General features: G+C 42.6%; 27 protein-coding genes and 1 riboswitch. Of the genes, 21 read left to right on the top strand and 6 right to left on the bottom strand.

The genetic code is table 11. From position 1 onward, the window contains the following. Positions 1 to 32: 32 nt before the first annotated feature. The 11 genes from SALPA_RS02865 (at position 33) to SALPA_RS32490 (ending at position 13,723) form a co-directional block, all read left to right on the top strand. Positions 33 to 1,913 (top strand): cell wall metabolism sensor histidine kinase WalK, encoded by a 1,881-nt coding sequence (locus SALPA_RS02865; RefSeq protein WP_145089570.1) that lies wholly within the window; start codon positions 33 to 35, stop codon positions 1,911 to 1,913. After that, complete coding sequence (locus SALPA_RS02860) at positions 1,900 to 2,616, top strand: response regulator transcription factor (protein WP_145089568.1); 717 nt, start codon at positions 1,900 to 1,902, stop codon at positions 2,614 to 2,616. Before SALPA_RS02865 ends, SALPA_RS02860 begins: the two co-directional genes overlap by 14 nt. A gap of 154 nt (positions 2,617 to 2,770) precedes the next feature. Beyond that, complete coding sequence (locus tag SALPA_RS28155; protein WP_186450883.1) at positions 2,771 to 2,938, top strand: hypothetical protein; 168 nt, start codon at positions 2,771 to 2,773, stop codon at positions 2,936 to 2,938. Between the two features lie 42 nt (positions 2,939 to 2,980). Beyond that, on the top strand, positions 2,981 to 4,648 hold the full coding sequence (locus tag SALPA_RS02855; RefSeq protein WP_145089565.1) for a formate--tetrahydrofolate ligase: 1,668 nt from the start codon (positions 2,981 to 2,983) through the stop codon (positions 4,646 to 4,648). A gap of 350 nt (positions 4,649 to 4,998) precedes the next feature. After that, on the top strand, positions 4,999 to 6,687 hold the full coding sequence (locus SALPA_RS02850; protein ID WP_222427844.1) for a dihydroxy-acid dehydratase: 1,689 nt from the start codon (positions 4,999 to 5,001) through the stop codon (positions 6,685 to 6,687). Positions 6,688 to 6,810: 123 nt separating this feature from the next. Next, on the top strand, positions 6,811 to 7,995 hold the full coding sequence (locus tag SALPA_RS02845; protein WP_186450882.1) for an MFS transporter: 1,185 nt from the start codon (positions 6,811 to 6,813) through the stop codon (positions 7,993 to 7,995). A gap of 490 nt (positions 7,996 to 8,485) precedes the next feature. Further along, positions 8,486 to 9,790 (top strand): FAD-dependent oxidoreductase, encoded by a 1,305-nt coding sequence (locus tag SALPA_RS02840; RefSeq protein ID WP_145089559.1) that lies wholly within the window; start codon positions 8,486 to 8,488, stop codon positions 9,788 to 9,790. A 387-nt stretch (positions 9,791 to 10,177) separates the two neighbouring features. Next, positions 10,178 to 10,870 carry a Crp/Fnr family transcriptional regulator gene (locus SALPA_RS02835; protein ID WP_145089556.1) on the top strand — a complete coding sequence of 231 codons (693 nt, stop codon included), beginning with the start codon at positions 10,178 to 10,180 and terminating at the stop codon, positions 10,868 to 10,870. A gap of 427 nt (positions 10,871 to 11,297) precedes the next feature. Next, on the top strand, positions 11,298 to 12,164 hold the full coding sequence (locus tag SALPA_RS31770) for a methyl-accepting chemotaxis protein (RefSeq protein ID WP_145089553.1): 867 nt from the start codon (positions 11,298 to 11,300) through the stop codon (positions 12,162 to 12,164). Between the two features lie 25 nt (positions 12,165 to 12,189). Continuing rightward, positions 12,190 to 13,467 carry an S-layer homology domain-containing protein gene (locus SALPA_RS30720; protein ID WP_255450737.1) on the top strand — a complete coding sequence of 426 codons (1,278 nt, stop codon included), beginning with the start codon at positions 12,190 to 12,192 and terminating at the stop codon, positions 13,465 to 13,467. 16 nt (positions 13,468 to 13,483) lie between these two features. Further along, positions 13,484 to 13,723: a formate--tetrahydrofolate ligase gene (locus SALPA_RS32490; protein ID WP_145089550.1), complete on the top strand. Its 240-nt coding sequence runs from the start codon at positions 13,484 to 13,486 to the stop codon at positions 13,721 to 13,723. Here SALPA_RS32490 and SALPA_RS02810 read toward each other — a convergent pair. Next, on the bottom strand, positions 13,684 to 14,079 hold the full coding sequence (locus tag SALPA_RS02810) for a pyridoxamine 5'-phosphate oxidase family protein (protein WP_145089547.1): 396 nt from the start codon (positions 14,077 to 14,079) through the stop codon (positions 13,684 to 13,686). The genes SALPA_RS32490 and SALPA_RS02810 overlap by 40 nt on opposite strands. 125 nt (positions 14,080 to 14,204) lie before the next feature. Between SALPA_RS02810 and SALPA_RS02805 the strand changes: the two genes are divergently transcribed. Beyond that, positions 14,205 to 14,564, top strand: a complete 360-nt coding sequence (locus tag SALPA_RS02805) for a helix-turn-helix domain-containing protein (RefSeq protein ID WP_145089544.1) — start codon at positions 14,205 to 14,207, stop codon at positions 14,562 to 14,564. Between the two features lie 565 nt (positions 14,565 to 15,129). Then, a riboswitch (Fluoride riboswitch) is annotated at positions 15,130 to 15,192 on the top strand. A gap of 299 nt (positions 15,193 to 15,491) precedes the next feature. Here the strand turns inward: SALPA_RS02805 and SALPA_RS29495 are convergent. After that, the gene (locus SALPA_RS29495; RefSeq protein ID WP_222427843.1) at positions 15,492 to 15,746 is read right to left on the bottom strand and encodes a group II intron reverse transcriptase/maturase; all 255 of its coding nucleotides are present in this window, start codon (positions 15,744 to 15,746) and stop codon (positions 15,492 to 15,494) included. Further along, positions 15,743 to 15,922 (bottom strand): hypothetical protein, encoded by a 180-nt coding sequence (locus SALPA_RS29490; RefSeq protein WP_222427842.1) that lies wholly within the window; start codon positions 15,920 to 15,922, stop codon positions 15,743 to 15,745. Before SALPA_RS29490 ends, SALPA_RS29495 begins: the two co-directional genes overlap by 4 nt. Positions 15,923 to 16,047: 125 nt before the next feature. Between SALPA_RS29490 and crcB the strand changes: the two genes are divergently transcribed. From crcB to SALPA_RS02755, 9 genes are all read left to right on the top strand, one after another. Next, positions 16,048 to 16,479, top strand: coding sequence for a fluoride efflux transporter CrcB (gene crcB, locus SALPA_RS02795; protein WP_222427841.1), 432 nt, complete (start codon positions 16,048 to 16,050; stop codon positions 16,477 to 16,479). Positions 16,480 to 16,483: 4 nt separating this feature from the next. Continuing rightward, positions 16,484 to 16,852: a CrcB family protein gene (locus tag SALPA_RS02790; RefSeq protein ID WP_145089541.1), complete on the top strand. Its 369-nt coding sequence runs from the start codon at positions 16,484 to 16,486 to the stop codon at positions 16,850 to 16,852. A gap of 19 nt (positions 16,853 to 16,871) precedes the next feature. Then, positions 16,872 to 17,201 carry a DUF190 domain-containing protein gene (locus SALPA_RS02785; RefSeq protein WP_145089538.1) on the top strand — a complete coding sequence of 110 codons (330 nt, stop codon included), beginning with the start codon at positions 16,872 to 16,874 and terminating at the stop codon, positions 17,199 to 17,201. A 394-nt stretch (positions 17,202 to 17,595) separates the two neighbouring features. Further along, positions 17,596 to 18,399 carry a methyltetrahydrofolate cobalamin methyltransferase gene (locus tag SALPA_RS02780; RefSeq protein ID WP_145089535.1) on the top strand — a complete coding sequence of 268 codons (804 nt, stop codon included), beginning with the start codon at positions 17,596 to 17,598 and terminating at the stop codon, positions 18,397 to 18,399. Between the two features lie 72 nt (positions 18,400 to 18,471). Further along, a complete protein-coding gene (locus tag SALPA_RS02775) occupies positions 18,472 to 19,101 on the top strand; it encodes a B12-binding domain-containing protein (RefSeq protein ID WP_145089532.1) in 630 nt (209 codons plus the stop codon). A gap of 198 nt (positions 19,102 to 19,299) precedes the next feature. Beyond that, the gene (locus SALPA_RS02770; protein ID WP_145089529.1) at positions 19,300 to 19,893 is read left to right on the top strand and encodes a GTP-binding protein; all 594 of its coding nucleotides are present in this window, start codon (positions 19,300 to 19,302) and stop codon (positions 19,891 to 19,893) included. Continuing rightward, on the top strand, positions 19,886 to 20,317 hold the full coding sequence (locus SALPA_RS02765) for a hypothetical protein (RefSeq protein WP_145089526.1): 432 nt from the start codon (positions 19,886 to 19,888) through the stop codon (positions 20,315 to 20,317). The genes SALPA_RS02770 and SALPA_RS02765 overlap by 8 nt, the downstream gene beginning before the upstream one ends. Positions 20,318 to 20,474: 157 nt before the next feature. After that, the gene (locus SALPA_RS02760) at positions 20,475 to 22,328 is read left to right on the top strand and encodes an ASKHA domain-containing protein (RefSeq protein ID WP_145089523.1); all 1,854 of its coding nucleotides are present in this window, start codon (positions 20,475 to 20,477) and stop codon (positions 22,326 to 22,328) included. A gap of 153 nt (positions 22,329 to 22,481) precedes the next feature. Further along, entirely contained in the window at positions 22,482 to 22,976 is a 495-nt protein-coding gene (locus tag SALPA_RS02755) for a YajQ family cyclic di-GMP-binding protein (RefSeq protein WP_021171358.1), read from the top strand. A gap of 63 nt (positions 22,977 to 23,039) precedes the next feature. Here SALPA_RS02755 and SALPA_RS02750 read toward each other — a convergent pair whose 3' ends face one another. The 3 genes from SALPA_RS02750 to SALPA_RS02740 all read right to left on the bottom strand — a co-directional run bounded on the left by SALPA_RS02750 (position 23,040) and on the right by SALPA_RS02740 (position 24,747). Beyond that, complete coding sequence (locus tag SALPA_RS02750) at positions 23,040 to 23,915, bottom strand: hypothetical protein (RefSeq protein ID WP_145089520.1); 876 nt, start codon at positions 23,913 to 23,915, stop codon at positions 23,040 to 23,042. Between the two features lie 9 nt (positions 23,916 to 23,924). Further along, positions 23,925 to 24,290 (bottom strand): response regulator, encoded by a 366-nt coding sequence (locus tag SALPA_RS02745; protein ID WP_145089517.1) that lies wholly within the window; start codon positions 24,288 to 24,290, stop codon positions 23,925 to 23,927. Positions 24,291 to 24,420: 130 nt separating this feature from the next. Further along, entirely contained in the window at positions 24,421 to 24,747 is a 327-nt protein-coding gene (locus SALPA_RS02740; protein ID WP_145089514.1) for an STAS domain-containing protein, read from the bottom strand. Between the last annotated feature and the right edge of the window lie 3 nt (positions 24,748 to 24,750).

The raw sequence follows: 24,750 nt of genomic DNA, 5'->3' as shown, positions 1-24,750 counted from the left end.
CTGGTTCTTTTATCTATGGCAGGGAGGAGAACATGAATAGTTTATCAATTAAAGCCCATCTTTGGATTGCTTTTGCCGTTATCCCTATAATTCCAGTAATTTTTCTCAGCACTCTTCAACTAATGCAGACCAAGGATCCCTCATTGGAGTCGGTAGTTTTCAACATTAGTATTACTTTGGTGTTCACCCTTTTGGTAGGCTATTTCCATGCAAAACGGATAAATAATACGCTCAAAATTCTTGTGGAATATATTCAGGAAGTAATGAGTAAAGGCTATGAGATTAAGCCGGTTAGTTTTCCACGTTTTGCCCCCTGTGAGTTTCCTATGATGGCCGAACAGTTTTTCATAATGGCCCAGAAAACCAAAGAAGGCCAGAACGCGCTACTTGAGCTAAATGCTGAACTGGAGCAGCGGGTAGAAGAACGAACCGAAAGCATACAGAGAACCAATCATGAGCTTGCCATACTAAATCAGTTAATCACCCCTACCACACCCTACCCAGGAGGGGCAAAGATTATCGAGGGATGCCTCAGACAGTTTTTTGAGCTGTCAGGGGTTAAGGTAAATTTGTACCTTACCAAACCGGTAGTATCTTTAATGGGGCCTTTCGCTGAGGACATGAGCGGCATTAATGACAACGAAGCGGCGGCTAGACCTAGGCATAAAAACGCGCACAGGTACTATATTCAGCCTATTCGCTCAGGCAATACCACTTTTGGACATTTGGTAGTGTCCAATTCCCCGCTAAGTCAAGCAGATAAGAATTTCCTGGAAACATTGTCCTGCTCTGCCGGGATGATTATCCAAAAGGAAATGTTGTCACAAACACTGCAAAAAAATAATGCTGTTTTAAAAGCTGTTTTGGAAAGCATGAATGATGCCATTACGTTAGTTGACAATAGGCGAGAAGTAGCGTACGCTAATGGACGTATGGCCAAGCTGCTCGGTATTGCCGGTGACACGCTGCGCGGCTTGCCGGAAGAATATATTTTTGATGCAATTGCAGGTCGGTTATCTGAGGCTGACAGGCAAATTATTAAACAAGCCAGGCAGAAATATGGTATTTATAAGTTCAAATTATTGAGTGGAGATGGGCAGCAATATATGATGCTGTCAGCGTTTCCTGTTACTAGTGATGAAAATTACACCATTGGCAAAGGCTTTGTTTGGTGGGATGTTACTAAAGCGCAAGAAGTTGATAAGCTCAAGAGTGATTTGATTTCCATGGTATCCCATGAATTCAAAACACCCATAACCAGCATTAAAGGCAGTGTTGAAACCTTGTTGCGTGTAGACGCTGAATGGGAGGAAGACTTCAAACGAGAAATGTTAACAGGAATTCATGAAGATATTGACCGTATTCAGGAATTGGTTAACGATTGGCTGGATATTTCCCGGATTGATGCCAAAGCCATTGGTTTAGACCGGGAACCTGTGCGGCCAAGTGTTGTTGTGGATAATGCCATTAAAAAGCTGCCCAAACATTTTGCCAGCGGAGTAACGATCGAATCAACGGTAGAGAAAACGTTGCCTTTTATCTATGGTGACAGAATTCGTTTGGCCCAGGTGTTGTTAAATCTGTTTACAAATGCCATCCGTTATAATGAGCGTAGTCCGCAAATCAAAATTTTAGCCAGCTGTGATGAAAAATATGTGCATATCAGCGTAGCAGATAATGGTATTGGGATAAATAAAGAGCACTTGGATAAAATATTTGACCGATTTTACTGTGTGGAAAATGGAAAAACACGCCCAAGCGGCAGTACAGGGTTAGGGTTGGCAATTTGTAAAGGGATTCTCGAGGCCCATGGGGGCAGCATCAGAACGGAAAGCAGCCAAGGGCTAGGGAGCGTATTTACTATTTCAATACCTCAATACAATTGTGATGGTGATAAGTATGAAGAAACGTAAAATAATTATTATTGACGATGAACCGAAAATACTGCGGTTCATTTCTGCCAATCTCAAATCGCTGGGCTATGAGCCGCATAGTTTTCTAAATGGTTCGGAGGCGCTGGAAAACATTGATTTATTAGATCCGGAACTCATTCTGCTGGATATCATGATGCCAGGGATGGATGGTTTTACATTATTAAAAAGACTGCGAACATTTTCTGATGTGCCGGTTATTATTTTAACGGCGCGGGGCAATTCAACTGACAAAGTGCAGGGACTCAACATGGGAGCCGATGATTATCTTACAAAACCTTTCTCCCTTGACGAGCTTTTTGCCAGAGTTCAGGCTGTTTTACGCCGTTCTGCCAAGCGGATAGCTAATAACTATTCAGCAAGCGAAATAAAAAATGGCGAGGTTACGCTTAACCTGGCTCAGCGACGAGTTTGGCTAGGCAATACAGAACTAAAACTCACCGAAACAGAATATGGTCTATTTTCGTTATTAATGGCCAATGTGGGCAAAGTATTGACACATGAACAACTTCTAAGTGATGTATGGGGCAGTGAGTACCGGGATGAGGTTGAATACCTGCGGGTAGCCATAGCCCGTATCCGTCAAAAAATCAAACACGCGGATTACGAGGGCGGCTTGATAGTAACCTACCCTGGGGTAGGTTATATGATTTCTAATAAGGAAGTCGAAAAACACCAACTGTGATAAGTTGGTGTTTTTTATGTTTTTGTAATAGGCAAAGTTATGAATTTTATGCGAATTTAATGAGTAATCCGATACAATACAAACAGTAGCAATGCTCAAATAAAGGTATTGAAATTAAAAAATCGCTTAAAAAAATGGTAAGGGAGGCCCTAATATGAATCGGTCTTTGTGGTGTGAACATGAGGAAAAAACCTCCAAAATTAGTACAGTTAAATACAATTTTGACGACAAAGAAATACAATTAATAGTACAGACCTGGATGTGTCCGTTATGCGGAGTTCATGGATCAACCACAGCGGTGGCTGATAGGGCAGAGGGCTAAAATTAACTAAATAAGTAATACAGCATACAAGGAGGATTATTTATGAAAAGTGATGTCGAAATTGCGCAAGAAGCCAAGATGAATCCAATCGCCGAGGTGGCTAAGGAATTAATGATTCCTGCCGAGGAATTGGAACTCTACGGCAATTACAAAACAAAAGTATCTCTTACAACGTGGGAACGGATTAAAGATAAGCCTAACGGCAAACTCATTTTGGTTACTGCCATTAACCCTACTCCTGCCGGTGAAGGTAAAACAACAACAACGGTAGGACTTGGTGATTCTTTGCGGCGAAAAGGTAAGAAAGTCGTTATTGCTCTTAGAGAACCATCTTTGGGTCCTTGTTTTGGCGTTAAAGGCGGTGCAGCTGGCGGCGGTTATGCTCAGGTTGTGCCAATGGAAGATATCAATCTTCACTTTACCGGTGATTTTCATGCCATTACTACGGCGCATAACCTATTAGCTGCCATTATTGACAATCATCTTCATCATGGAAATGCTCTCGGCATTGATTCCCGCCGTATTACCTGGAGACGGGTGGTTGATCTTAATGAACGCGCTTTGCGGAATATTGTTTGCGGACTTGGCGGCAAGGCCAATGGTGTACCCCGGGAAACCGGTTTTGATATTACAGTAGCCTCTGAAATGATGGCCATTCTCTGTTTGGCTAAAGACCTGGATGATATGAAGGAAAGAATTAGCCGGATTATTGTTGCCTATACCTATGAAGGCAAACCGGTAACTCCGCAGGATCTTAAAGTGACCGGGGCTTTGACATTGCTGTTTAAAGATGCTATTAAACCAAACCTTGTACAGACGCTGGAAAACACTCCTGCTTTTGTTCATGGCGGTCCATTTGCTAATATTGCCCATGGCTGCAACAGCGTATCTGCTACGAAATATGCGCTTAAACTGGCTGATTACTGCGTTACTGAAGCAGGTTTCGGTGCTGACTTAGGTGCGGAAAAGTTCCTTGATATTAAATGCCGGTTTGCTGGTTTCAAGCCCAGTGCAGTTGTTATTGTGGCTACCGTTCGTGCCCTCAAGATGCATGGCGGTGTTCCCAAGAATGAGCTGGCTGGCGAAAACATGGCGGCACTGGAAAAAGGACTTGCCAACCTTACCAAACATATCGAAAATATTCAGCAATTTGGCCTGCCAGCAGTAGTAGCTATCAATGCATTTCCAACCGACACTGCTAAAGAGTTAGGCTTTGTTGAAGAAAAATGCAATGCAATGGGTGCCGAGGTAGCATTATCTGAAGTATGGGCTAAAGGCAGCTTAGGCGGACAGGCACTGGCGGAAAAAGTGCTGGCTGCCTGTGAGAAACCCAATAATTTTACTTTTGCTTATGATGAACAAGCTCCGATAAAAGATAAAATTGCGGCTATCGCCACCAAAATTTACGGCGCTGACGGTGTAAACTACACTGCTGCGGCAGAGAAAACAGTTAAGGAACTGACTGCTCTGGGCTTTGATAAAACCCCAATTTGTATGGCTAAGACCCAGTATTCCTTGAGTGATGATATGACTAAAATGGGACGTCCAACCGGCTTTACCATTACTGTTCGCGAAATAAGAGTTGCTGCCGGCGCAGGTTTTTTAGTGGCCATTACTGGCGATATTATGACCATGCCGGGGCTGCCGAAAGAGCCTTCCGCCATTAAGATGGATATTGATAATAGCGGTAAGATTGTAGGGTTGTTTTAACTTCCCTAAGCATACAAAATAAACAGAGAACCAGGAAGCTAATTATGGCGTTCCTGGTTCTCTGTTTATTTTGCCAATGGATATTTCGCACCTCTTGTATTGTTTAAAATTTGAATTTGCGGCAATGAATAGTCTTATAACAGTTAGTTTAATGAAAGAAACATATCATACACTTTAAGGTGCAATTGTGATAAATTTTCAAAAGTGTAAGAATAATTACAGATTTATATCTGCTCAATCACGTATTATAAGGTCAAAGGGAACTAGAGCCAGAGATGGTAATAAAGGAGGGTTTGAGTAATTATCGGAGTTTATAGCTACTAGTATTTTCAATAACTAAGGAGTGAAGAATGAAAATGAAAAGAGAATTGCGCAGTAATTTTGCTATAGGCAGTCCACGGTGGGCAACACGGCGAACAATGTGGAGGGCGCTTGGAATCACAGACGAGGAAATGAAAAGACCAAAAATCGCGATCGTGAATTCTTCTTCAAATCTAGCAATCTGTTTTAGTCATCTTGACGATATAGCAAAAAAAATGAAAGAGGCAATCTATGCTGCGGGCGGGTTAGCATTTGAGGTGCGTACTTCGGCACCAAGCGACTTTATTACCGTTGTGGGCGGCCACGGTGGGTATATTCAAGGCGGGCGCGATCTAATCACAAACGATATTGAAGCCCAAGTCGAAGGGGCATATCTTGATGGTATGATCTGCTTAGCATCATGTGACAAGACTGTGCCGGGTCAAATAATGGCGGCAGCCCGGCTCAACATTCCAACCCTTGTTTTTGCCTGTGGCTATCAGCCGGCTGGTAAATATCGTGGCAAGCATATGGATATTGAGGATGTCTTTGCACAAGCCGGACATTACGCAGCCGGACGGATCACGCTGGAAGAATTGACAGAAATGACCGAGGTTGCCATCCAGGGACCAGGTGTGTGTCCTGGGTTGGGTACGGCGAATTCCACGCATATGATGACAGAAGCATTAGGACTGGCACTTCCCGGCAGCACACCGCTATTAGCCAATAGTCGGAAGATGTGGGATGCGGTACGGACAGCGGGCGAGAGAATCGTGCAGATGGTCTGGGACGACATGAAACCTCGTGATATCCTATCACCGGAGTCCTTTGCCAATGCGGTCATGTTAATGCTGTCAGCAGGTTGTTCAATCAATACAGTAAAACATCTTCAGGCAATTGCCACCGAGGCGGAACTCGATGTGGATGTCTTTGGATTGTTTGACAAATATGGCCCAAAGATTCCGCTTTTGACTGCGGTTCGCCCCAATGGTGAGCATACAATTGAGGAACTTGAGGCCGCAGGCGGTGCGCAGGCGCTGATGAAACAGCTGGAAAGCTTAATGTTTAGGGATGCAAAGACGCTTACCGGTCAAACGTTAGGAGAGGTTCTTCAGAACGTGAAAGTAGCCGATGAGGAAATTATTCGTCCGTTAGACCGTGCTCTGGCCTATCGTCCGGCTATTGTAATGGTTAAAGGATCGCTAGCTCCGGGTTATGGCATTATCAAGCTGGCTGTTGCTAACGATCGGCCGATGAAATTCACCGGACCGGCCATCATTTACCAATCAGGGGAAGAAGCTATGGAAGGTCTGAAGAAAGGCGAAATCAAAGCCGGCATGGTGGCAGTAGTCAGAGGGCTTGGCCCTAAGACTACCCCGGGAATGGGACAGGCTTCCAACTTTATCTTCGCTCTTGATGGCGCAGGTTTGACCGGGAAGGTCGCGGTGGTTACCGATGGCCTTTTGTCAGGACTTGTCAATAAAACTTTGCTGGTGGGAGAGATTTCTCCCGAGGCGATGGACGGCACCCCGCTGGCTTTGGTGGAGAACGGCGATCTGATCACGATTGATGTGGAGCAACGTATTGTTGATCTTGAAGTGTCGGAAGACGTGCTTGCAGAACGCCGCAAGCACGCACAAGACTTCCGTAGGAAAGAACGTGGATGGCTGTCAATTTACCAGAGCTGTGTTTCGCCGCTGAATAAGGGTGCTGTCCTTGTGGACGTTGATAAGAAATAGCTGATAGATGAAGACAAGTAATATGACTTCTCTTAACCGGGAAGTCATATTACGGTAGTCTTTAATCAATATGAAATAATACTCTATTATTTTTAACTGTTTTAATGTGAAAGGATGGAAGAAATGGGCAAAAAACTGAATAATTTTTGGCTGAGAGCGGCATGCTTATCGGTTGCGCCGTTTATGTTTACCATGTCTTTCTATAATCCGGCGCTTGGCGCCATTGCCAAAGCATTTCCTGATACTCCTACCGTTATAATCCAGAATGTTTCGACAATTACATCATTAGCTACGGCTCTTATCGCCTTAATTTATGGCTGGTTGGCCAGACGTATGTCTAGTAGGAATATTGCACTACTGGGGATAGCTATATCTTCGATTGGATCACTCATTCCTGCTTTCGGCGGCGATATTATGGTAATTTTGGTTTGTAGGTTTATAACAGGACTTGGTACAGGGTTAATGTTCCCCCTTGCTACCAACGTAATTATTGAATTCTTTACAGGACGCGATAAAGATGGCATGATGGGGATTAAAGGTACTGTAGGGAATATTGGGAGCATGACTTTCGCGGCTATTGGCGGTTATCTGGCTTCTATTTATTGGCGAACTGCATTCTGGGGCTATCTCATAATGATTATCCCGTTTCTCATCATACTCTTTAAATTGCCCAAAAGTGAAATTCAGCAAGAGGAACATATAGCGAAAGCTAAATTAAATATCGAAGCATATGGCTTGATAATATGGAATTTATTTTTTAATGTTTTTTATCTTGCCGTGCAGTTAAATACGGCTATAGTAATATCGAAAATGAAGCTTGGAACTCCGTCTGATGCAGGGTTGGTTATTTCAACATTCACTTTATTCGGCGCACTTGCGGGTTTGACTTATTTACCGGTTAACAAGCTATTCAAACGATTTACTTTACCCTTTACGCTGGTTTTATTTTCGATTGCCTTTGGTATTTTCTATAATGCCACTTCACTTTCTATGTTTTATTTAGCGGCGGTGCTTGATGGTTTTGCATTTGGAACGTATAATACGGCATTTGTCTTGACTTTGACAGGTATTGTTAAAAAGGACGCAGTACCGTCTGCTCTTGGTTTATATATCGCTGGCATGAAAATGGGACAATTTTTATCGCCTTTCCTTTTAACTTTCTTGGTTGCTGTCTTTGGGCTACAAGGTCCAAAATCTCAGTTTTTAGTATCGGGATCAGTCTTTGTATGTGCGACAATAGTCGCAGTCCTGATTATGTTCTTCTATAAATCTAAGCATTCGGACACCAAACCAAAACCAGCAATCTGATGACCTAGCAGTATTAAACAACAAAAAAAATTTAGGGCTGCTGGAGCCGGTGAGCTTCAAGTTTGAAGACAATAGTTTGGGGCTGTGTTGAAACTTATGTTTCAGGACAGCTTCTTTTTGTAAACAAGCACTAGCTAGGTTGTACCTCGCACGGCAAGAGATCATTTACTTGTTGGCGAAAATCGGTGCCAGCCAAAGCGCAATAAACTTTTTAATTTTGTAAATTATTTTGCAGATTTGTCATTAGTTATTTTATTATGATATAACTGTAGGTTGAGTTCAAAAGGCTGTTGTTATGACTGGCAAGGTTAGGTGGAAAATATCAAATTTACTCGCCCGGATCTATTATATCGTCAGTTCCAGTGCCTTGTTCTTTTACCACTTGGATGCCTGCATTGTTTGTACAACAAGGTTATTCTGCAGCAGATGCGTCATATTGGAACGGAGTAATGAGGTCTAGCGGAACGGGATTTAACTAAGGAGTGTTATCATGCTAGAAGAAAAAGATGCTAAAACAGCGACCCGGACGGTACGTAAGGCAGTTAATGAACCGGTACAGGAAGTCACGGCAGATATTTGCGTTGTAGGTGCAGGTATGGCCGGCATTTCCGCTGCTCTTGAAGCGGCTCGCCTCGGTCGTAAGGTTGTATTGATTGATGGGTTACCAATGCTTGGCGGTCAAGTCGTTAATTCGATCATCGGGACTTTTTGCGGTCTTTTTTCGGACGGTCCGCATTTTTATCAGTTTACACATGGGATTGCCGATGACATTCTACGAGATCTTGCGGCTACGGGCGGCTTGTATTACCCTGAAGGTCGGCGGGATCACAAGGTACCTCTATACGATGAGACTGCTCTGTCTCGGTGGATTGAAAAGGCAGTGCAAGCTGCCGGCATAACAGTTATTCTCGGTGGCATTTTGCGGGGAGTAACTAGTAAGGAGCGACGCATAACCACTCTGGAGATTGCTACCCGTTATGGTGATGTGCGTATTGCTGCTAATGGTTTCGTTGATGCCACCGGTGACGCGGCACTGACCTGGCAGACAGGTCTTCCCTGTCGTAGGCTAACAGGAGACGTGTATGGCTCTCATACGGCCATATTGGACGGGATAGATGTTAATAATCATCCAACGAGGGACGAACTCACTGCCCGCCAGCGGGAAAAAGCTAAAGAGTACGGCTTGGTGCGTACTGATGGTATCGTTTTCGTTTTTCCGGCACGAGGGACTTCAGTGCTTAACATGACCCATGTCCAGACTCCCCTTGAGCCGTTGGCGGCATCGGCGAAAGCCCTTGAAGGCAAGGATCAGATTGATTTGGTTGTTGACTTTCTTAGAAAAGAGTTTCCGCTGGCTTATGGCAAAGCCCGCATCCGGGCTTATGGTTTGCCAGGAGTTCGGCAGACGCGCTGGATTGTTGGTCGTCAACAGTTAACTACCGCAGATGTATTTGCGGGTACGCATTTCAGCGATGCTATTGGGCGCACAGCTTGGCCAATTGAGCTGCATGACAAATCCGAAGGTTACATCTGGCAGCCTTTTGCGGAAAATCATGTGCATTATATTCCATTGGGTGCGTTAACGCCACCTGATATTGATAACCTAGTCGCAGCCGGACGTTGTATTGATGCCGATGTAGATGCCCTCTCCAGTGTTCGTGTTCACGGGCCATGTATCGCGACTGGTATGGCGGCAGCCCATGCTTTAGATCTTGCCGGTACCGGCAGCGTACATGCTATCGACATTGCTGTCTTACAGGAACGACTGAAAGATAACCTGGTACGCACCGACTAAAGTCTGTCGCAAAGCCTGGCAAACGTAAGAAGTATTATAAATCCGTTCCAATTTGCTATAATGTATTGTGCATTATTTAGCAGGGAACGGATTTTTCACGTAAACCACACAAATTGTTTGAAAAATAAAAAAACAAAATTGTAGTTATTGTTACAGATTATAGCTACCGGTTGTACTATAGTACAACTAGATAGCAATAGTATGCTGGTGCGATTGAAAAACAGTGAACTAAAAATACTTGCTGGTTGTTAACTTGAGATTTCGGTAAAGAAAGTTTATAATTAGTATACTTAATGCATAAATTGACAAAACATACTAGTAAATGTCAAAATACTTAAATAATATATAGTACAGAAGTGTTTGAGGAATAGGAGGAGACAAGTCATCATGCTAACCAATCAAATACAGGATTATTATTCACCTTGGATCAGTAAGCAGAATATCCTATGGGAATCTGTTTTGCAGTTGGGACAGCAGCATTTTTATAAAAAAGGCAGTATTGTACTTGGTAACGGTCAGCCTGTAAATCATCTGTACTATCTACGGAACGGTCAGATTAAATTTTCCAAGCTAAATAAGGACGGCGACGAAAAGATTGTGTGGTATATCGAAAGAGGCAACGTTTTTGGCGTAGCGCCCTTTTTTGACAGGCGACCGATCACTAATATGTGTAATATGCTAACGACCATGGAAGATTGTGAAATATACACTTTTTCCCGATCCTGTTTCAATGGAGAGATAGTAAGTAACTATCCTGAACTGGTGGCAAATCTTATGCAAAGTATGGCCTACAAGATATTTCTGGGGGTCAATCGTGGCGGTGATTTAGCATCTCTGCCAAATCGGATATGCAAAGTGTTGTTATATATATTACAAAAGGAAAGCGATAATCTAGTTAGTCACAAAAAAATATGTTCTAAGGGAATTTCCCAACAGGAACTGGCTTTTATTTTGGGCGTGCACCGGGTAACTTTGAATAATGCCATTGCACAGCTTAAACGTGAGGGAATCATTGGACATATGAGTAAACGAAGTCTGGTTATAAATAATATGGACCGTCTTTTGGAATATGCGCAATAAGTGATGGTAGCAAAACTATAAGGCACATGAAGATGAGGTATTGGAGCTGACGCTGGAGTCAGCTTTTTTTTTGTAATGAAAATCGCTAAAATGCGTTCCTCTCACTAGCATAGCTGGTAGTTATCTATAGTACAAAAATTTCTGAATTTGTAAATAAGTTTGCAGAATTCAAATTATTTGTTTGCTAATATATAAGCAAATTCAGATAAGTATAGGAAATCCAATCAAGACTTGCTATTGGCATGCCTGCAAATCATTGTTGGATACTATATAGATGCTATAAAAGGGTGGGGGGATACTAATTGGTATTTACATAAAATTATAAAAACCAGTAAGAGAATGTCGATAACAAGTCAGATAGTAGGCGGGTTCACTAAATAGCAAAAGTTTTTTTGAATTTTGTTTTGATACCGTCAAGGAGAGGACAATGACAGAACAAGTAATAGCAGTACAGCAACGCACTGGAGTCGAGATTCTAGACATGTTTGCTGAATTTTGTTCCTATCTGCCTGATATCATTATCGGGAAAATGAGTGTTATGGTGATAAAAGACGGGATCATTATTGGTTCCGTATCAAGGCTGATTGAAAATCAATCGGAAAGTCACATCGGTAAGCCGGTTAAGGGGCAAACAAGCCTGGATTGTCTGGCAACCGGCGAACGGGTAATTAAAATAGTACCTCAGGACAAGTCGCCTTATGGAATACCTTATGTGGCATGTGCGTTGCCTATTAAAGAGGGGGGCAAGGTGATCGGCTGTGTAACCACCGCCCAACTGCTTGATAAGCAACATGAGGTCTCGTCGGTAGCTGCCAATCTCTCTTCGTCCGCGCAGGAACTCACCGCAGGTATGCAGGAAATGGCAGCAGGCGCGCAGACTGTTGCGAATACAAGCAATGACCTGGAGCTGTTAAGCCAGGAATTGGCCAAGGCAAGTAATCAAACAGATGAAATTGTCAGTTTTATTAAAAATATAGCCGACCAAACCAATTTATTAGGACTCAACGCTGCTATTGAAGCGGCCCGGGTCGGTGATTTGGGCCGTGGCTTTGGCGTGGTAGCAGAAGAGGTTCGTAAATTAGCCACGGCTAGTGCTAGTTCGGTTAAAGAAATCACAGTGGCCCTAAACAGTATTCGGGCCGCCATTAACAAACTTGCCGCTAAAAGTAATATGCTGGATACCATTGTTGGCAGTCAGACGGCGTCAATTCAGGAAATGGCGCGAGCCAGCCAAACATTAGCTATTTTAGCCAGTGAGCTGGGGCAGGTTGCTAACAACATGTATAGTGAATAGCAGACAAAAAATAGGAGGAATACCAATGCAGAAAAAACTAGTTACTCTTTTGGCACTCATGTTTATTCTTAGTATTGCTGGTACCGCGCTGGCAGCGCCAGCCAACCCTTTCGGTGATGTTCCAACGCAGCATTGGGCTTACGATGCCGTTAATAAGCTGGTGAAGGCAGGAATTATTGACGGTTATGGCGATGGCAAATTCTACGGTGACAAGGCCATTACCCGTTATGAAATGGCACATATGGTGGCACGGGCTATCTGGAATGCTGATAAAGCCGATGCGGAAAATAAAGTACTTATTGATAAGTTATCAAAAGAATATGCCAGTGAATTGGAAAATTTAGGCGTACGTGTTACCAAGTTGGAAAAAAAAATCGGCAGTATAGCCGTTAGTGGTGACGCCCGTCTGCGGTGGATTGATGATGGTTCAGGCAACACTAAATTTGCTGAGCGCTTACGCTTCAATTTAAAAGCAGATATTAATGACAATACCAGCTTTTACGGGCGATTCGTCGGTCTCAACCATTCAGAAATGGGAACGTACAAAACCAGCAATGATGCTGACCGGTTCAATGTGGCCGATGCCGCATTAACCACCAAAGGTGTTTACGGTACTACGGTAACTGTTGGCCGTTTTAGCCAAATAATGGATCCCGGTGGCTATTGGATGAATACCACCGGTGGGGTTGATGGTTTTAAAGTTACGGCAGGTAAAATGTTAAAAGTGACCGCAGGTTTTGCTAATTTTGGTCCTTATGCGGCTATGCAAAAAGGCACTGTCCTGTCAGACCCAGCGACAACTACCAGTGGTGAGATTAAAGATGCTTTCTTTGTACAAGCTGTTTATCCGGTCAGTCCGGCTACTACTGCCGGTGCCTGGTGGTTTAAGGAACAGACTGGTGCTGACAGCAAATTTGATGTAACGTCGCTGAATATTACATCGAAGCTGTCACCGGCTGTTACCCTGTATGCTGATTATGGTCGTAATGACATTGAGACAAATGGGCAAAAACCAGAATTTTACCATTATCGCCTGACCTATGGCGCCGCTAATCCGGCCAAACCCGGTTCCTGGAGTGTGGCTGCTGACTACCGTAAGTTTGAAGCCGGCGTCAATAATAGTATTTATACTACCTCTATGGTTGGCTCGGTGAGTGATGCAAAAGGCTGGGCGCTTATCGGCAGCAAGGCAATCGCCAAAAATATCACCTTTACAACTTTCTACGGCTTTAATGCTAAAAGGGTTTCTACCAATGCAGATATCGATAATTATACTCGTTGCCAGATTGATTATTTATTCTAAGTTTGTCTGTTAGGTAATGAGGGCTGTCTCTAGAGACAGCCCTCATTACTGTTCACGAAATAAGAGTTGCTGCCGGCGCAGGTTTTTAGTGGCCATTACTGGCGATAGTATGACTATGCCGGGGCTGACGAAAGAGCCTTCCGCCATTAAGATGGATATTGATAATAACGGTAAGAACCAGGAGGCCAATTTTGGCCCTCCTGGTTCTTTGGCAAATTATAGGGTGACGGTTTTATTTTCGCCACTCATAGAATAAAAATTTGCGATCCCATTCTCAAGATAGAAGATTTCAAAAATCTCATCATCGACAGAATACATATGTTTTAGCATAGGCATCAGCTCTAGTGCTTGAGCCTTAGCTTCTTTTGTAGTGCAGAATACGGTTTTACCACTTAAACGCAGCCAGCGTCCATCTTTAGTTGCTGCACAAATTTCAGTGTTTGGATTGGCCTTTAATTGTGCATAGACCGGTTTTTGGTTGCTGGTAGCAAAGCAGAGCTTGCCGTTATGCTCCATTACAAAGCCAAATGGACGAACCTTTGGTTGATTGCCTTCCACTGTGGAAATGAAAAATGTTCCGCAGTCCTGAAGAAATGTAAGAACTTCATTCATAGAGTAACCTCCAATATAGAATTAATTTATTTCCTATAGTATAATTATAAGTGCTAATAATAATACAGCAAGTATGCAGATTATTATTACTAAGTAAGTTTTTTATGAGTATAGGAGAGTAAAACGTGAAAGATACAGTAACTATTTCAATAGAAGATGATGATGTATGCCCTGTAGGATTCGCGTTAAAGGTTATAGAGGGTAAATGGAAACTACCGATACTCTGGGTGCTTTGTCAAAACGGGACGCTTAGATATAATGAATTAAAAAAATGTGTTGTAGGAATAACTAATATGATGTTAACAAGTTCACTTAAAGAACTTGAGGAAAGTGGAATTGTTAATAGAGTGCAGTACAACGAAATACCGCCACGTGTTGAATATTCATTAACAGAGATTGGGGAGACACTTTTGCCAGTTCTTGATGAATTTGCCAAATGGGGTAAGAAGTTGATAGAAATTAAGAAGCAGAGGAGCAGTCAGTGAACTCGTTTCAGCATAGCTGAAACATTGGGATTCAGGTGGAGAGTCTACTCCACCTGAATGAACGCCGCCTATAGAGGCGGGAGCCTTGACTTGTATCCAAAGATAACCTATTCCAAAATTGATATGTGTAAGAAGAAGCGAAGGGACGTTCTAGGTAGGATAGGGCTTGTGGGGCTGGGATGATTTGGGACATTCTATAGTTGCAGAATATTGGTAAGTCGTAATAATGCGGGTAATAATCATCAGCACTACAATAATAACACACACGGTCTCTCGATCTAAAGGCGGTAATTCCATGTACTGTTGTGTTGGCGAGCCGATGTACAGGAGCTTGCGGAGAATGACCATTAAACTAATTTTTATTTTGAGATTCCCACATGATAGTCTTTAGTATTTTGGTAAGGAGGTTACTGCAGTAGTTCTACTCCTTCTCATTATTTCTCACAATGAGGCAGAGTCCATGTCTTTTAAGGTTTCAGGAACTTTCAGAAAAAATATTGACAAATTGGCAAAAAGAGCATAATATTGAAATTGAAAAATGTAGATAATTTAGTAATAATTATTTATAAATAGCGGCGATGGAGTTCGCCATTAAATCCGCTAATGCGGTGATGACTCCTACCAGTATACCTTGCTGGTAGGAGTTTATTGTTGTGTAAGCGAATACCACATGCTAAGTATATCGACTTTGTCGGGGAGAAATTTAGCATAACAATGAAATAGGCGATTAGCAAAGTAACTCGCCCCTTCTCGAACCGTACAAGCGACGTTAACCGCATACGGCTCTCCATATTCCAAATGAATTATCGTCGGTTAACCTGATTGAGTTGAAGTCTGTTCGTATTGACATTGGTAAAACAGTGATCGCATAAAGGAATCTGACGCCGGTTGATTGCAAGCTTGACAGTGATAATCGGTGAGTACGGCTTAACAAGCTTCTTCTTCGTTTTCCTGTGATACATGCTGACGCCTCGCAAACGATGTATACAGAGCCAGGCTGACAGATCGAGCGTATTCCTTGGTGTTTTCATAGGTCACCGAGAGCCGCTTACTGTAGCGAGCGAACACTTTCTTGAGGCTGATGTCAAACTTGCGAGCCAGCGTTTTAGCTATGGAAAATTGTATGATGTATTGGATGCGCCAGCCTTCAAAGAAATTGCAGTAGCCGTGCTGCTGAGTCAATAGCCCGCGCAGAACTTGGTTACCATATTGATGATGTCTTGTGGAAGTTCTTGAAGTAGAATGTCCGGCAGCGCACTAAGCCATAGACCCGGATTCAGCCCACAGGCTTTACCATTATATGGCCTGACTCGCCAGACCACTCGACAGCAGGCGCTGTCTAATCCCTTTACCGACATGCTATTGTCCCCCAGAGGCTTTCGCGTGAGGTAAGTCGGTTGTCTTACATCGCAGTGCAGGAGCGATGATTTCTGTGAAATATATATGAAGCGCGCAACGTGCGCACCGAGAGGAGGTGAAGCTTGTGAGATATTTTGCAGTAGCGGTTGGTGGTTTTCTGGGAGCTATAGCCCGGTTTGGTATGGGTCAACTCTTTGTTGACTTAGTAAACAGTACAGGATTTCCATGGGGAACACTGGTTATTAATTTGCTGGGCTGCTTTATATTGTCCCTATTTCTTACTGTTACTTTAGACTTATTAGTAATCAGTCCGTTTCTTCGATTGGGATTTTCCACTGGGTTCCTCGGTGCATTTACGACATTTTCTACATTTTCTCTAGAAACGGTTCAATTATTTTTCGCTCATCAATATTGGTACGTTGGGTTATATTTATTTTCCAGTATTTTTTTGTGCATTGCCATGTCGGCATTCGGTTTTGTTGCCGCCCGTGGTGTTGAAAAAATCAAGGCCAATAGACAGGCGGATATAGAAACTATTGGTGATATGGAGGGGTAACAGTATGGAAATATTCATCATTGGTGTTGGTGGCATTGCGGGCGCCTTGGCACGATATAGCATTGGACTGATAGTAGGCAGACATTATTTTATGACATTTCCCTTGGCGACCTTTTTAATTAACATAACCGGTTCGTTTCTTCTCGGTTTATCGGTTGCCCATATTGCGGGCCTTCCAATTAACCGGGTCATCATCGAACGCTATGGTTTTCAAATTGGTTTTTTAGGTGCTTACACGACACACTCAACTTTTGCGTATGAAAGTATCCGGTTGGTGGAAGATGGGGAATGGAAAAACTTTTTCAATTATGTTGCCGGAAGCGTGATCGTCGGGCTATTGTGCTGCGGCATCGGTTATCTCTGCGGGGCTTAAAAAGAAGGAGGGAATTGATATGATATTGCAGTCGGGAAAGTGTAAACTACTGAAAATTTACGTTGGAGAACTGCAAAAATATGAGGGAAAAAATCTTTATCACGCGATAATTTATAAACTCAAAGAGTCCGGTATTGCCGGGGTTACGGCTAGTCGAGGCGTTGAAGGATACGGAGTGGACAAACTCATCAAAAAAGTAGGGATTTTAGATTTGTCGGCTGATCTGCCTATGGTTATCGAAGCGGTCGATACAGAGGAAAAAATCAGCGCTGTGTTGCCGGCTATATCTGAAATGGTCACGCGAGGGCTGGTTTATGTTGTAGATGTTGATGTGGTGAAGCACGGTTAACATTTCATACAATTACAAATTTAGATAATTAGGGTAAGCATAAAACAGCCGGGAACGTGCACACCCCGTTTCCGGCTGCTTTTGCGGTTAATATGTATTAACGTTTGGGAAGCGTTATGCCATATTTAATAATTTCAACGTCATCGATAATGACTAATTCTTCTTCCATTACGAATAGTATTTGTGTATAAGCCGCAGTAAAGTCTTTATGAGAAACCAGGCTTAATTGTCTGGTTTCTTTGTGTTTTAACAGATCTAAAGCATGTGGACAACTGAGAATGTATGATTTTTTTGAAATATGAGATAAATAGTATTGACAAGATGTAAGGCTAGCGTTATTATACATATAGATGTATATACAACGTATAAAAATGATTGGAGGAATAAAGCTTACATGTTAATAATCGGAGAACTCATTAACACTAGCCGCAAGGCGATTCGTGAAGCAGTAGAAGCAAGGAACGCAGCATACATCCAAGAGGTTGCCAAACAGCAAGCGGCAGCCGGTGCTAATTATCTGGACGTAAACTGCGGAACAATGGTCGGACAGGAAATTGAATGTATGGAATGGCTGGTAAATACCATCCAAGAGGTTACCGACATACCTCTATGTATCGATAGTCCTGACGAGAATGCTTTAAAAGCCGGGTTAATGCTGGCCAAGACTACTAATGGCAAGCGAATGATTAATTCCACAACTGCTGAAGAGAAGCGCTACCAAGCAGTTATTCCTCTGGTAAAGGAGTTCAACGCAAAGATAGTCGCTCTTTGTATTGAAGATGCCGGCATGCCGGAAACTGCTGAAGACCGTTTACGAATTGCCAGCAAGTTGGTTGACGACATGGAAAAAGAGGGAATTCAGCAAGACGATATCTACCTTGATCCACTGATTAAGCCATTAAGCACCAATGATAAGTATGGCAAATCTGTATTGGATGCTATTTATGCTATTAAGCAAAAATATCCCGCAGTACACCTTACCTGTGGTTTGAGCAATATCTCCTACGGTTTTCCTAATCGGGCTGTTCTCAATCGCTTATTTGTAGTTCAAACCATGACTGTAGGAATGGATGGCTATATACTTAACCCAACAGATAAAGCTATGATGGGCGTGGTATACGCAGGACAAGCTTTACTAGGCAATGATAGATTTTGTAAAAACTATCTTAAGGCTCATAGAAAAGGAATTTATGAATAAGCCTGTGATGCAGGTGACGCAACGAGTATCGTATCTAATTTAAAATAAATTAATGATATGGGGGAATTTGAAATGGCAAATATTGATTTGGTAAAAGCGGTAATTGAATTAGAGGAAGATTTAGTAATTTCGTCAGTAAATGAACAACTTGCAGCCGGTGTGTCAGCAGTTGAGATTCTTGGGCAGCTGCAAGAAGGTATGGAAGGCGTAGGCAAACTGTATGAAGCTGGTGACTACTACCTGTCCGAATTGATTATGTCTGCCGAAGTGTTTTCAAATGCAGCCGCTCTTCTGGGTTCGGCCCTTGCAGATAACGGCGATAAAAAAGCTGTTGGCACAGTTATCCTGGGAACTGTAAAAGATGATATTCATGATATCGGTAAAAATATTGTTTCTACAATTCTAAGCTGTAACGGTTTCAAAGTCGTGGATATTGGTGTCGATGCCCCGATCGAAACCTTTATTGAGGCAGTAAAAACTCATAATCCGGACGTAGTTGGCATGTTCTGTCTGTTGACAACTGCTTTTGATGTGATGAAAGAAACTGTAGCAGCGGTAAAAGCTACTGGTACAAAAGCAACTATTCTGGTTGGCGGCGGCCCGGTTGACGAAAGTGTTGCTACATGGTGCGCAGCAGACGGCTATTGTAAGAATGCTTATGACGCAGTTGAAATGTCCAAGAAAGCTTCGGGCATTAACTAGGTGGTATGATCCCCAACTAGTAATAGCATAGTATGCACTGCCAAGAAATACTATTTATTCTAGAAATAATCCGGGTTGCAGGGCAATCCGGATTATTTCGGTAGCGGCTCCAAGATACTTCCTAACTTGGTAGATAGATGGTATACTGGTTTTGTAACTATTAGATAGCTTACGTGAGTAGGTAAAGGTGGGGAATGAATGCGTATTTTACTGTTCGGCGGGTTCTTAGGTTCAGGTAAAACTACCACAATACTGCAAATTGCCAAATATATTACCGAAAATAAGCATGAGACAGTAGCTCTTATTGAAAACGAAATTGGCGAAGCCGGTATTGATGATAAGTTGTTAGCTGATAGCGGCTTACAAGTAAGGCCGCTGTTTGGTGGCTGCGTATGCTGTCAAATTACAAGTGACCTAATAACTGCGGTAAGAGAGATCAATGAAACTATTAAGCCGGATTGGCTGATCATTGAGATGACCGGGTTAGCAATTCCTGGTAATATCGCTAAATTGATTAATGAATATTGCAACTTTTATACCGGGTTTAAGACAATAACGATTGTTGATATGGGGCGTTGGCCGGAGTTAAAAGAAGTTCTTGGCCCCCTTGTTACCGGACAGGTAGAGAAAACAGACCTTGTTATTATTAACAAGGCCGATATTGCTGGTTCTGACAGGACGGAAATTATCAATGACATTCGTGAACTAGTCAACACTGCACCGATTAAGGTAGCCAGTGCAGCAGATAAATTGCCTCCAGATATAATAGAGGAGGTAATTCGCTTTGAATAAACTCAAACACAAATTCAAAATCAACAGCAAACAGACACCTACAACCCTAACTGATGCTACCGTTTTTAGTAAAACTCATACCATTAGCTTTGATAAGCCTGTTACCAAGTTAAATGTTGAAAAACTTGTAAAGCAACTGATCCAAGATCTTGGCAGACCTTTAGCCCATAATGGTATTATCGTGGGCCATATTAAGGTGCTTGCCAAAGTAACGAATGAAGAGTTTCTGTTTTTATCGCTTACAAGACTTGACCACCTGGACGTAAAGTCGTCGGCCGAGTGGCAAACTGGCTTATCCAGTGAATTTAATAGTGTTAGTTTGGATATCAATGTATTAGTTTTTGGGCATAGTAAAAAGACTGTAGAAGAAATAGTGAATGATTCACTCGCCATTTTACGCAGGGACAGCTGTGGCAATTGCTAATTGTGATACTACCATGATGTTTCGGCGTCTCTACTCCCGTTAGAGGCGTGTTACATACATTCTGCCAAAAGAAGAACTACCAGCGTAAAGTAGTGGTTCTTCTTTTTGGTTTCTATTTATAGTTTTACTATTTTAAGAAGCGAAAGAGGGTTTACACATGATAGAGGCATCTTCAGTGTATACATTACGTATTGAAGGCGAAGAACGATCTTTGCCATGCGAGCGGGAAAAAACAATTTTGCGTGCTCTCATTGATGGCGGCATATTTCTTGAAGCTAACTGTGGTGGCAGAGGTACATGCGGTAAGTGTAAAATACAGGTTCTTGAGGGCCCTGTTAGCGGTAAAGACGGAATTGAAATTCAGCCGGATAAGGACAATATGTATCAGGCGTGCCAGGTTTATCCCCAGGGCGATATCACCATTGTACTGAAAAGGGCGGAGGTAAGTCAAAAAGGACAAGCTTTTGAAATAGTTATTGACGATGATATGCCTTTACTCAAAAAGGTTGTTTTGGCACCGGCCTATCCTACTGTAGATAATCATTATTCTTTGCAGGAGATGATTCGTCAGGCGCTAGGAAAAAGTAAACCAACTGATAGTGTTTTCGACAACACGGGGAATATTGCGAGTGCTGCAATACTGCGGCAATTAAGTGAAGTGCTGGAAACAAACCCTAAGCTCATAACCGTTACAATGCTTGATAGTAAGGTTATTGCAGTTGAAGCAGGGGATACGTCAAGTATGCTGTATGGTGTGGCATTTGATATCGGTACAACTACCGTTGTAGGCATGCTGGTAGATATTAACGCCAAAAAGATAGTTGCAGTATGCTCTAAAAATAATCCGCAAGCCGCAATGGGGGCTGATGTTATTTCCCGGATTCAAGCTACGCATGAACTGGAGGGCGGGCTGGAACGGCTGTCGGAGCTTATCCGGCATTGTTTAAATCAAATTATCGCTGAGTTATGCAGCTCAGTGGAGGTGACACAAAACCATATTTATGCCGGAACCATTGCTGGTAATGCTACGATGGCACATTTAGTATTGGCAATTTCACCGTCGACGCTGGTGCGAAAGCCATATGCCGCTCTGTTTAATTATATATCGCCGCTTAGTCCCAAGGCGCTGGAACTGGATATAAATCCACAAGGGAAAATTATTATGCTGCCGAATATTGCCAGCTTTGTTGGCTCAGATACGACGGCAGCTATTCTGGCTGTAGATCAGGATATTGCGGTAGAACCAATACTAATGGTAGATTTAGGCACTAATGGCGAGATGGCTCTCGGGGATGGAAAAAAGCTGTATGTCTGTTCGACGGCAGCCGGGCCTGCCTTTGAAGGGGCTCATATCCGGGACGGTATGAGGGCGGCAGATGGTGCTATTAGTGATGTCACGATAACCGAGCAGGCTGTGTCTGTTCAAGTAATTGGCAATGTTACACCTACTGGTATCTGTGGTTCAGGCATTGTAAAGGCCATTGGTGAGATGGTAAAAAATAGTATATTGCAGGAGAGCGGACGGTTTAACAAGCCTGAGCGGGCAAACTTACCAGACCATCTACGGCAACGGTTGAAAGAAAAGGATGGTCAATGGGAATTTGTTCTTTATGAAGGAGAAAATAGTGCCAGTGGGGCTGACATTTCAATTACGCAGAATGATGTGCGTCAGCTCCAACTGGTAAAATCGTCAATATGCACCGGTATCCAATTTTTAATAGATAGGATGCCTGCTGAAACTCAATACAAGGAAGTATGCTTAGCGGGTGCCTTTGGGAATTATGTTGATATTGATAGTGCCTTAACAATTGGCTTGTTACCAGGATTCAAAAGAGAGGCTATCCGTTCTGTTGGGAATGCGGCCGGGACAGGTGCAGTTCAGGCACTATTATCTGCAGAAAAAATGCAGAGATGCGTTAGTATAGCCAATAAAGTCAGCTATATAGAACTGGCCGCACAGCCGGAGTTTCAAAATAGATTTTTGAAAAACTTGAGTTTTACGCAAAGGTAATTACATAATTCCTCCCTTATTTTCCTTTATTATCCTATGCTAACGTGGGCGAAAGGGTACCTTGCTCATTAATAGCAGGTTTTTTTGGAGAAAATAGAGAAATATGGTATTATATTTTTGGACTATATTTTCGTAGGAAAGGAGTTATAATTTATGGCAAAGGATTGTTCCTTCGATATTGTATCAGAAGTAGATCTGCAAGAGATGGATAATGCAGTCAATCAGGCAACGAAAGAGATTGGGCAGCGTTACGATTTCAAAGGCAGCAAAGCGGAAATGGTTTTGGATAAAGAATCCTTAAAATTGTCGGCTGAAGATGACTATAAGCTGGGAGCCATGCTTGATATTCTTAGAAGCAAGATGGTTAAACGCAATGTTCCGCTAAAGTGTCTGGATGTTGGTAAAATTGAGTCTGCTTTCAGTGGCACAGTAAAGCAAACTGTCACCATTCAAAAGGGCATCAGCAAAGAAAAGGCCAAAGAGGTTGTCAGCTATATTAAAGAACAGAAGCTGAAAGTCCAGGCCCAGATTATGGATGATCAGTTACGGGTAACAGGCGCGAAAAAGGATGATTTGCAGGCCGTTATTCAAAAGCTCAAAGAGAAAGATTTTGGTATCGAGCTGCAGTGCATTAATTTCCGCTCATAAAATATAAAAGGCACTCTATTGTGGATTTATTCCTACACTAGGGTGCCTTTTATATTTTCGTGATCAGGCAATAGAGAGTACAAGTTCAATGCACCCGCTGGAAAGAGTGATTGGAATCCGGTATCCTGTATAATGACCGGTATTAGGCGTTATTGCTGGCGGTTGCAAATCAAGATTGAAGCCTTTATCTGATACATTAATAAGAAAGATACCATTATGCAAATTCAGGAATTCACTTACGCTATCTTTTGCCAGTTCATCCACATGGGTTAACGTCTCTTGGCTGAAACGGCTGGCAACATCAATAAGCCCGGCATCGCTGAGGATTATTCCAGTAGAAACGGTATAGTTGCCAATCGCTTGTTGGGAGATATACCAGCCATCAGCTGTTTGGTTTAACGGTTGCGGCCAAGACAGTACAGGGCGTTCATTGAGGAAGCGAATGCAGTTTTTCAGGAAAAGTGCGACATAATCATAGTAGAACTGGGGAACATCATTATCAGGAAAATCTAGAAATAAACGAACGATTTCATCCACATTGCCAGTCTGCATAGCTTGGAGTTGTTCGGTAGATAACTGGGTATCCTGCTTAAATTGAGTAAGTGCTGTTTCTAATTGTGATAATGTAAGGTAGCCTTTATCAATAATTGCCTGACTTAGGCTCAAATGGCGGCTGTCTTGTTGGGAAAGCAGGCTATCAACCTGCGTCTGGGTAAGATAGCCTTTGGTGATGGCAATTTCGCCAAACCGGCGATCCATCGTTCGTTGCAGGCCATGTACTTCTTCAACTTGACTTGCTGTCATAAGTCCGTTATCAATGGCTAAAACTCCAAGCTTTACATGGGTTGATTCGGCTAATGACAGTAACTCGCAAAGCTGGTCGGCAGAAATGAGGCTTGTATTAATTAGGTATTGACCCAAATATTGTGTATACATCATTAGCTCCTTTTATTCAATATAACCAATCGCTTTGGCAATTTGGTCTTTGGTGTAGGGTTTTTGGATAAAATCAGTAGCGCCATTTTTAAGGGCTTCGAGAAGTTTTTTGGCAGTGCCGGTTGATGACAGCATAATAACACGTGCACTTTTGTCACATTGTTTGATTTGCTTAAGGGCTTCCAGGCCGTCAAGTTCAGGCATTACAATATCCAAAAATACTGTGTTAGGGGTGTGTAATTTGAACATTTCAACACACTCAAGGCCATTTTTGGCTTCATAAACCTGGCAGTGCATTGCTTCAAGTGTGGCCCGGAGTTTTTTTCGAATAAGCATTGAGTCATCACAGATTAATACTGGGCAGGTTCGAGATTCCATAGTAAACTCCTTCCATAAACTAATGATTTTAAAGGATATATTCTAGTTTACTTAGTAAAATTCCTTGTAAATTTTACTAAGTAAACTAGAATATTGCAAAAAATGACTAATTTATGGCTTGGAATTTCCTTTATGCTACTGCATGCTCAGCATCGGCAATGGTAAAGGCTTTACTCAGCCGGGTGCGGTCAAAGGCAGTTTTGACTGTGCCGTGCAGGCCTTGAAGAGTGATGCTGCCGCCACTTTGTAGGGCGCGTTTTTGAATAGTAACAAGAATACCCAATCCGGTTGAATCAATATTGCTTACATGGGAAAAATCAACTGTAAAATTGTTGTAGCCGTCTGCGATATACGTTAGCAGCGTCGCCCGGAGCTGGGCGGCTGCTTCTCCTTGCAAGCTGCCTGTCAAATTTGCGATGACCTGACTGTTTTCAATATGAAATACGTGATTTTCCATTCT

It is taken from the genome of Sporomusa sp. KB1 (assembly GCF_007830295.1).
Lineage (GTDB): Bacteria > Bacillota > Negativicutes > Sporomusales > Sporomusaceae > Sporomusa.
The sequence above is the reverse complement of the archived record's forward strand: the minus strand, read 5'-3'. Positions and strand labels throughout refer to the sequence as shown.

Excerpts from the sequence above, each read along its gene's own strand:
- SALPA_RS02865 (WP_145089570.1), top strand. The coding sequence starts at position 33 with ATGAATAGTTTATCAATTAAAGCCCATCTTTGGATTGCTTTTGCCGTT.
- SALPA_RS02860 (WP_145089568.1), top strand. The coding sequence starts at position 1,900 with ATGAAGAAACGTAAAATAATTATTATTGACGATGAACCGAAAATACTG.
- SALPA_RS28155 (WP_186450883.1), top strand. The coding sequence starts at position 2,771 with ATGAATCGGTCTTTGTGGTGTGAACATGAGGAAAAAACCTCCAAAATT.
- SALPA_RS02855 (WP_145089565.1), top strand. The coding sequence starts at position 2,981 with ATGAAAAGTGATGTCGAAATTGCGCAAGAAGCCAAGATGAATCCAATC.
- SALPA_RS02850 (WP_222427844.1), top strand. The coding sequence starts at position 4,999 with ATGAAAATGAAAAGAGAATTGCGCAGTAATTTTGCTATAGGCAGTCCA.
- SALPA_RS02845 (WP_186450882.1), top strand. The coding sequence starts at position 6,811 with ATGGGCAAAAAACTGAATAATTTTTGGCTGAGAGCGGCATGCTTATCG.
- SALPA_RS02840 (WP_145089559.1), top strand. The coding sequence starts at position 8,486 with ATGCTAGAAGAAAAAGATGCTAAAACAGCGACCCGGACGGTACGTAAG.
- SALPA_RS02835 (WP_145089556.1), top strand. The coding sequence starts at position 10,178 with ATGCTAACCAATCAAATACAGGATTATTATTCACCTTGGATCAGTAAG.
- SALPA_RS31770 (WP_145089553.1), top strand. The coding sequence starts at position 11,298 with ATGACAGAACAAGTAATAGCAGTACAGCAACGCACTGGAGTCGAGATT.
- SALPA_RS30720 (WP_255450737.1), top strand. The coding sequence starts at position 12,190 with ATGCAGAAAAAACTAGTTACTCTTTTGGCACTCATGTTTATTCTTAGT.
- SALPA_RS32490 (WP_145089550.1), top strand. The coding sequence starts at position 13,484 with ATGAGGGCTGTCTCTAGAGACAGCCCTCATTACTGTTCACGAAATAAG.
- SALPA_RS02810 (WP_145089547.1), bottom strand. The coding sequence starts at position 14,079 with ATGAATGAAGTTCTTACATTTCTTCAGGACTGCGGAACATTTTTCATT.
- SALPA_RS29490 (WP_222427842.1), bottom strand. The coding sequence starts at position 15,922 with ATGTCGGTAAAGGGATTAGACAGCGCCTGCTGTCGAGTGGTCTGGCGA.
- SALPA_RS02790 (WP_145089541.1), top strand. The coding sequence starts at position 16,484 with ATGGAAATATTCATCATTGGTGTTGGTGGCATTGCGGGCGCCTTGGCA.
- SALPA_RS02785 (WP_145089538.1), top strand. The coding sequence starts at position 16,872 with ATGATATTGCAGTCGGGAAAGTGTAAACTACTGAAAATTTACGTTGGA.
- SALPA_RS02780 (WP_145089535.1), top strand. The coding sequence starts at position 17,596 with ATGTTAATAATCGGAGAACTCATTAACACTAGCCGCAAGGCGATTCGT.
- SALPA_RS02775 (WP_145089532.1), top strand. The coding sequence starts at position 18,472 with ATGGCAAATATTGATTTGGTAAAAGCGGTAATTGAATTAGAGGAAGAT.
- SALPA_RS02770 (WP_145089529.1), top strand. The coding sequence starts at position 19,300 with ATGCGTATTTTACTGTTCGGCGGGTTCTTAGGTTCAGGTAAAACTACC.
- SALPA_RS02760 (WP_145089523.1), top strand. The coding sequence starts at position 20,475 with ATGATAGAGGCATCTTCAGTGTATACATTACGTATTGAAGGCGAAGAA.
- SALPA_RS02755 (WP_021171358.1), top strand. The coding sequence starts at position 22,482 with ATGGCAAAGGATTGTTCCTTCGATATTGTATCAGAAGTAGATCTGCAA.
- SALPA_RS02750 (WP_145089520.1), bottom strand. The coding sequence starts at position 23,915 with ATGATGTATACACAATATTTGGGTCAATACCTAATTAATACAAGCCTC.
- SALPA_RS02745 (WP_145089517.1), bottom strand. The coding sequence starts at position 24,290 with ATGGAATCTCGAACCTGCCCAGTATTAATCTGTGATGACTCAATGCTT.
- SALPA_RS02740 (WP_145089514.1), bottom strand. The coding sequence starts at position 24,747 with ATGGAAAATCACGTATTTCATATTGAAAACAGTCAGGTCATCGCAAAT.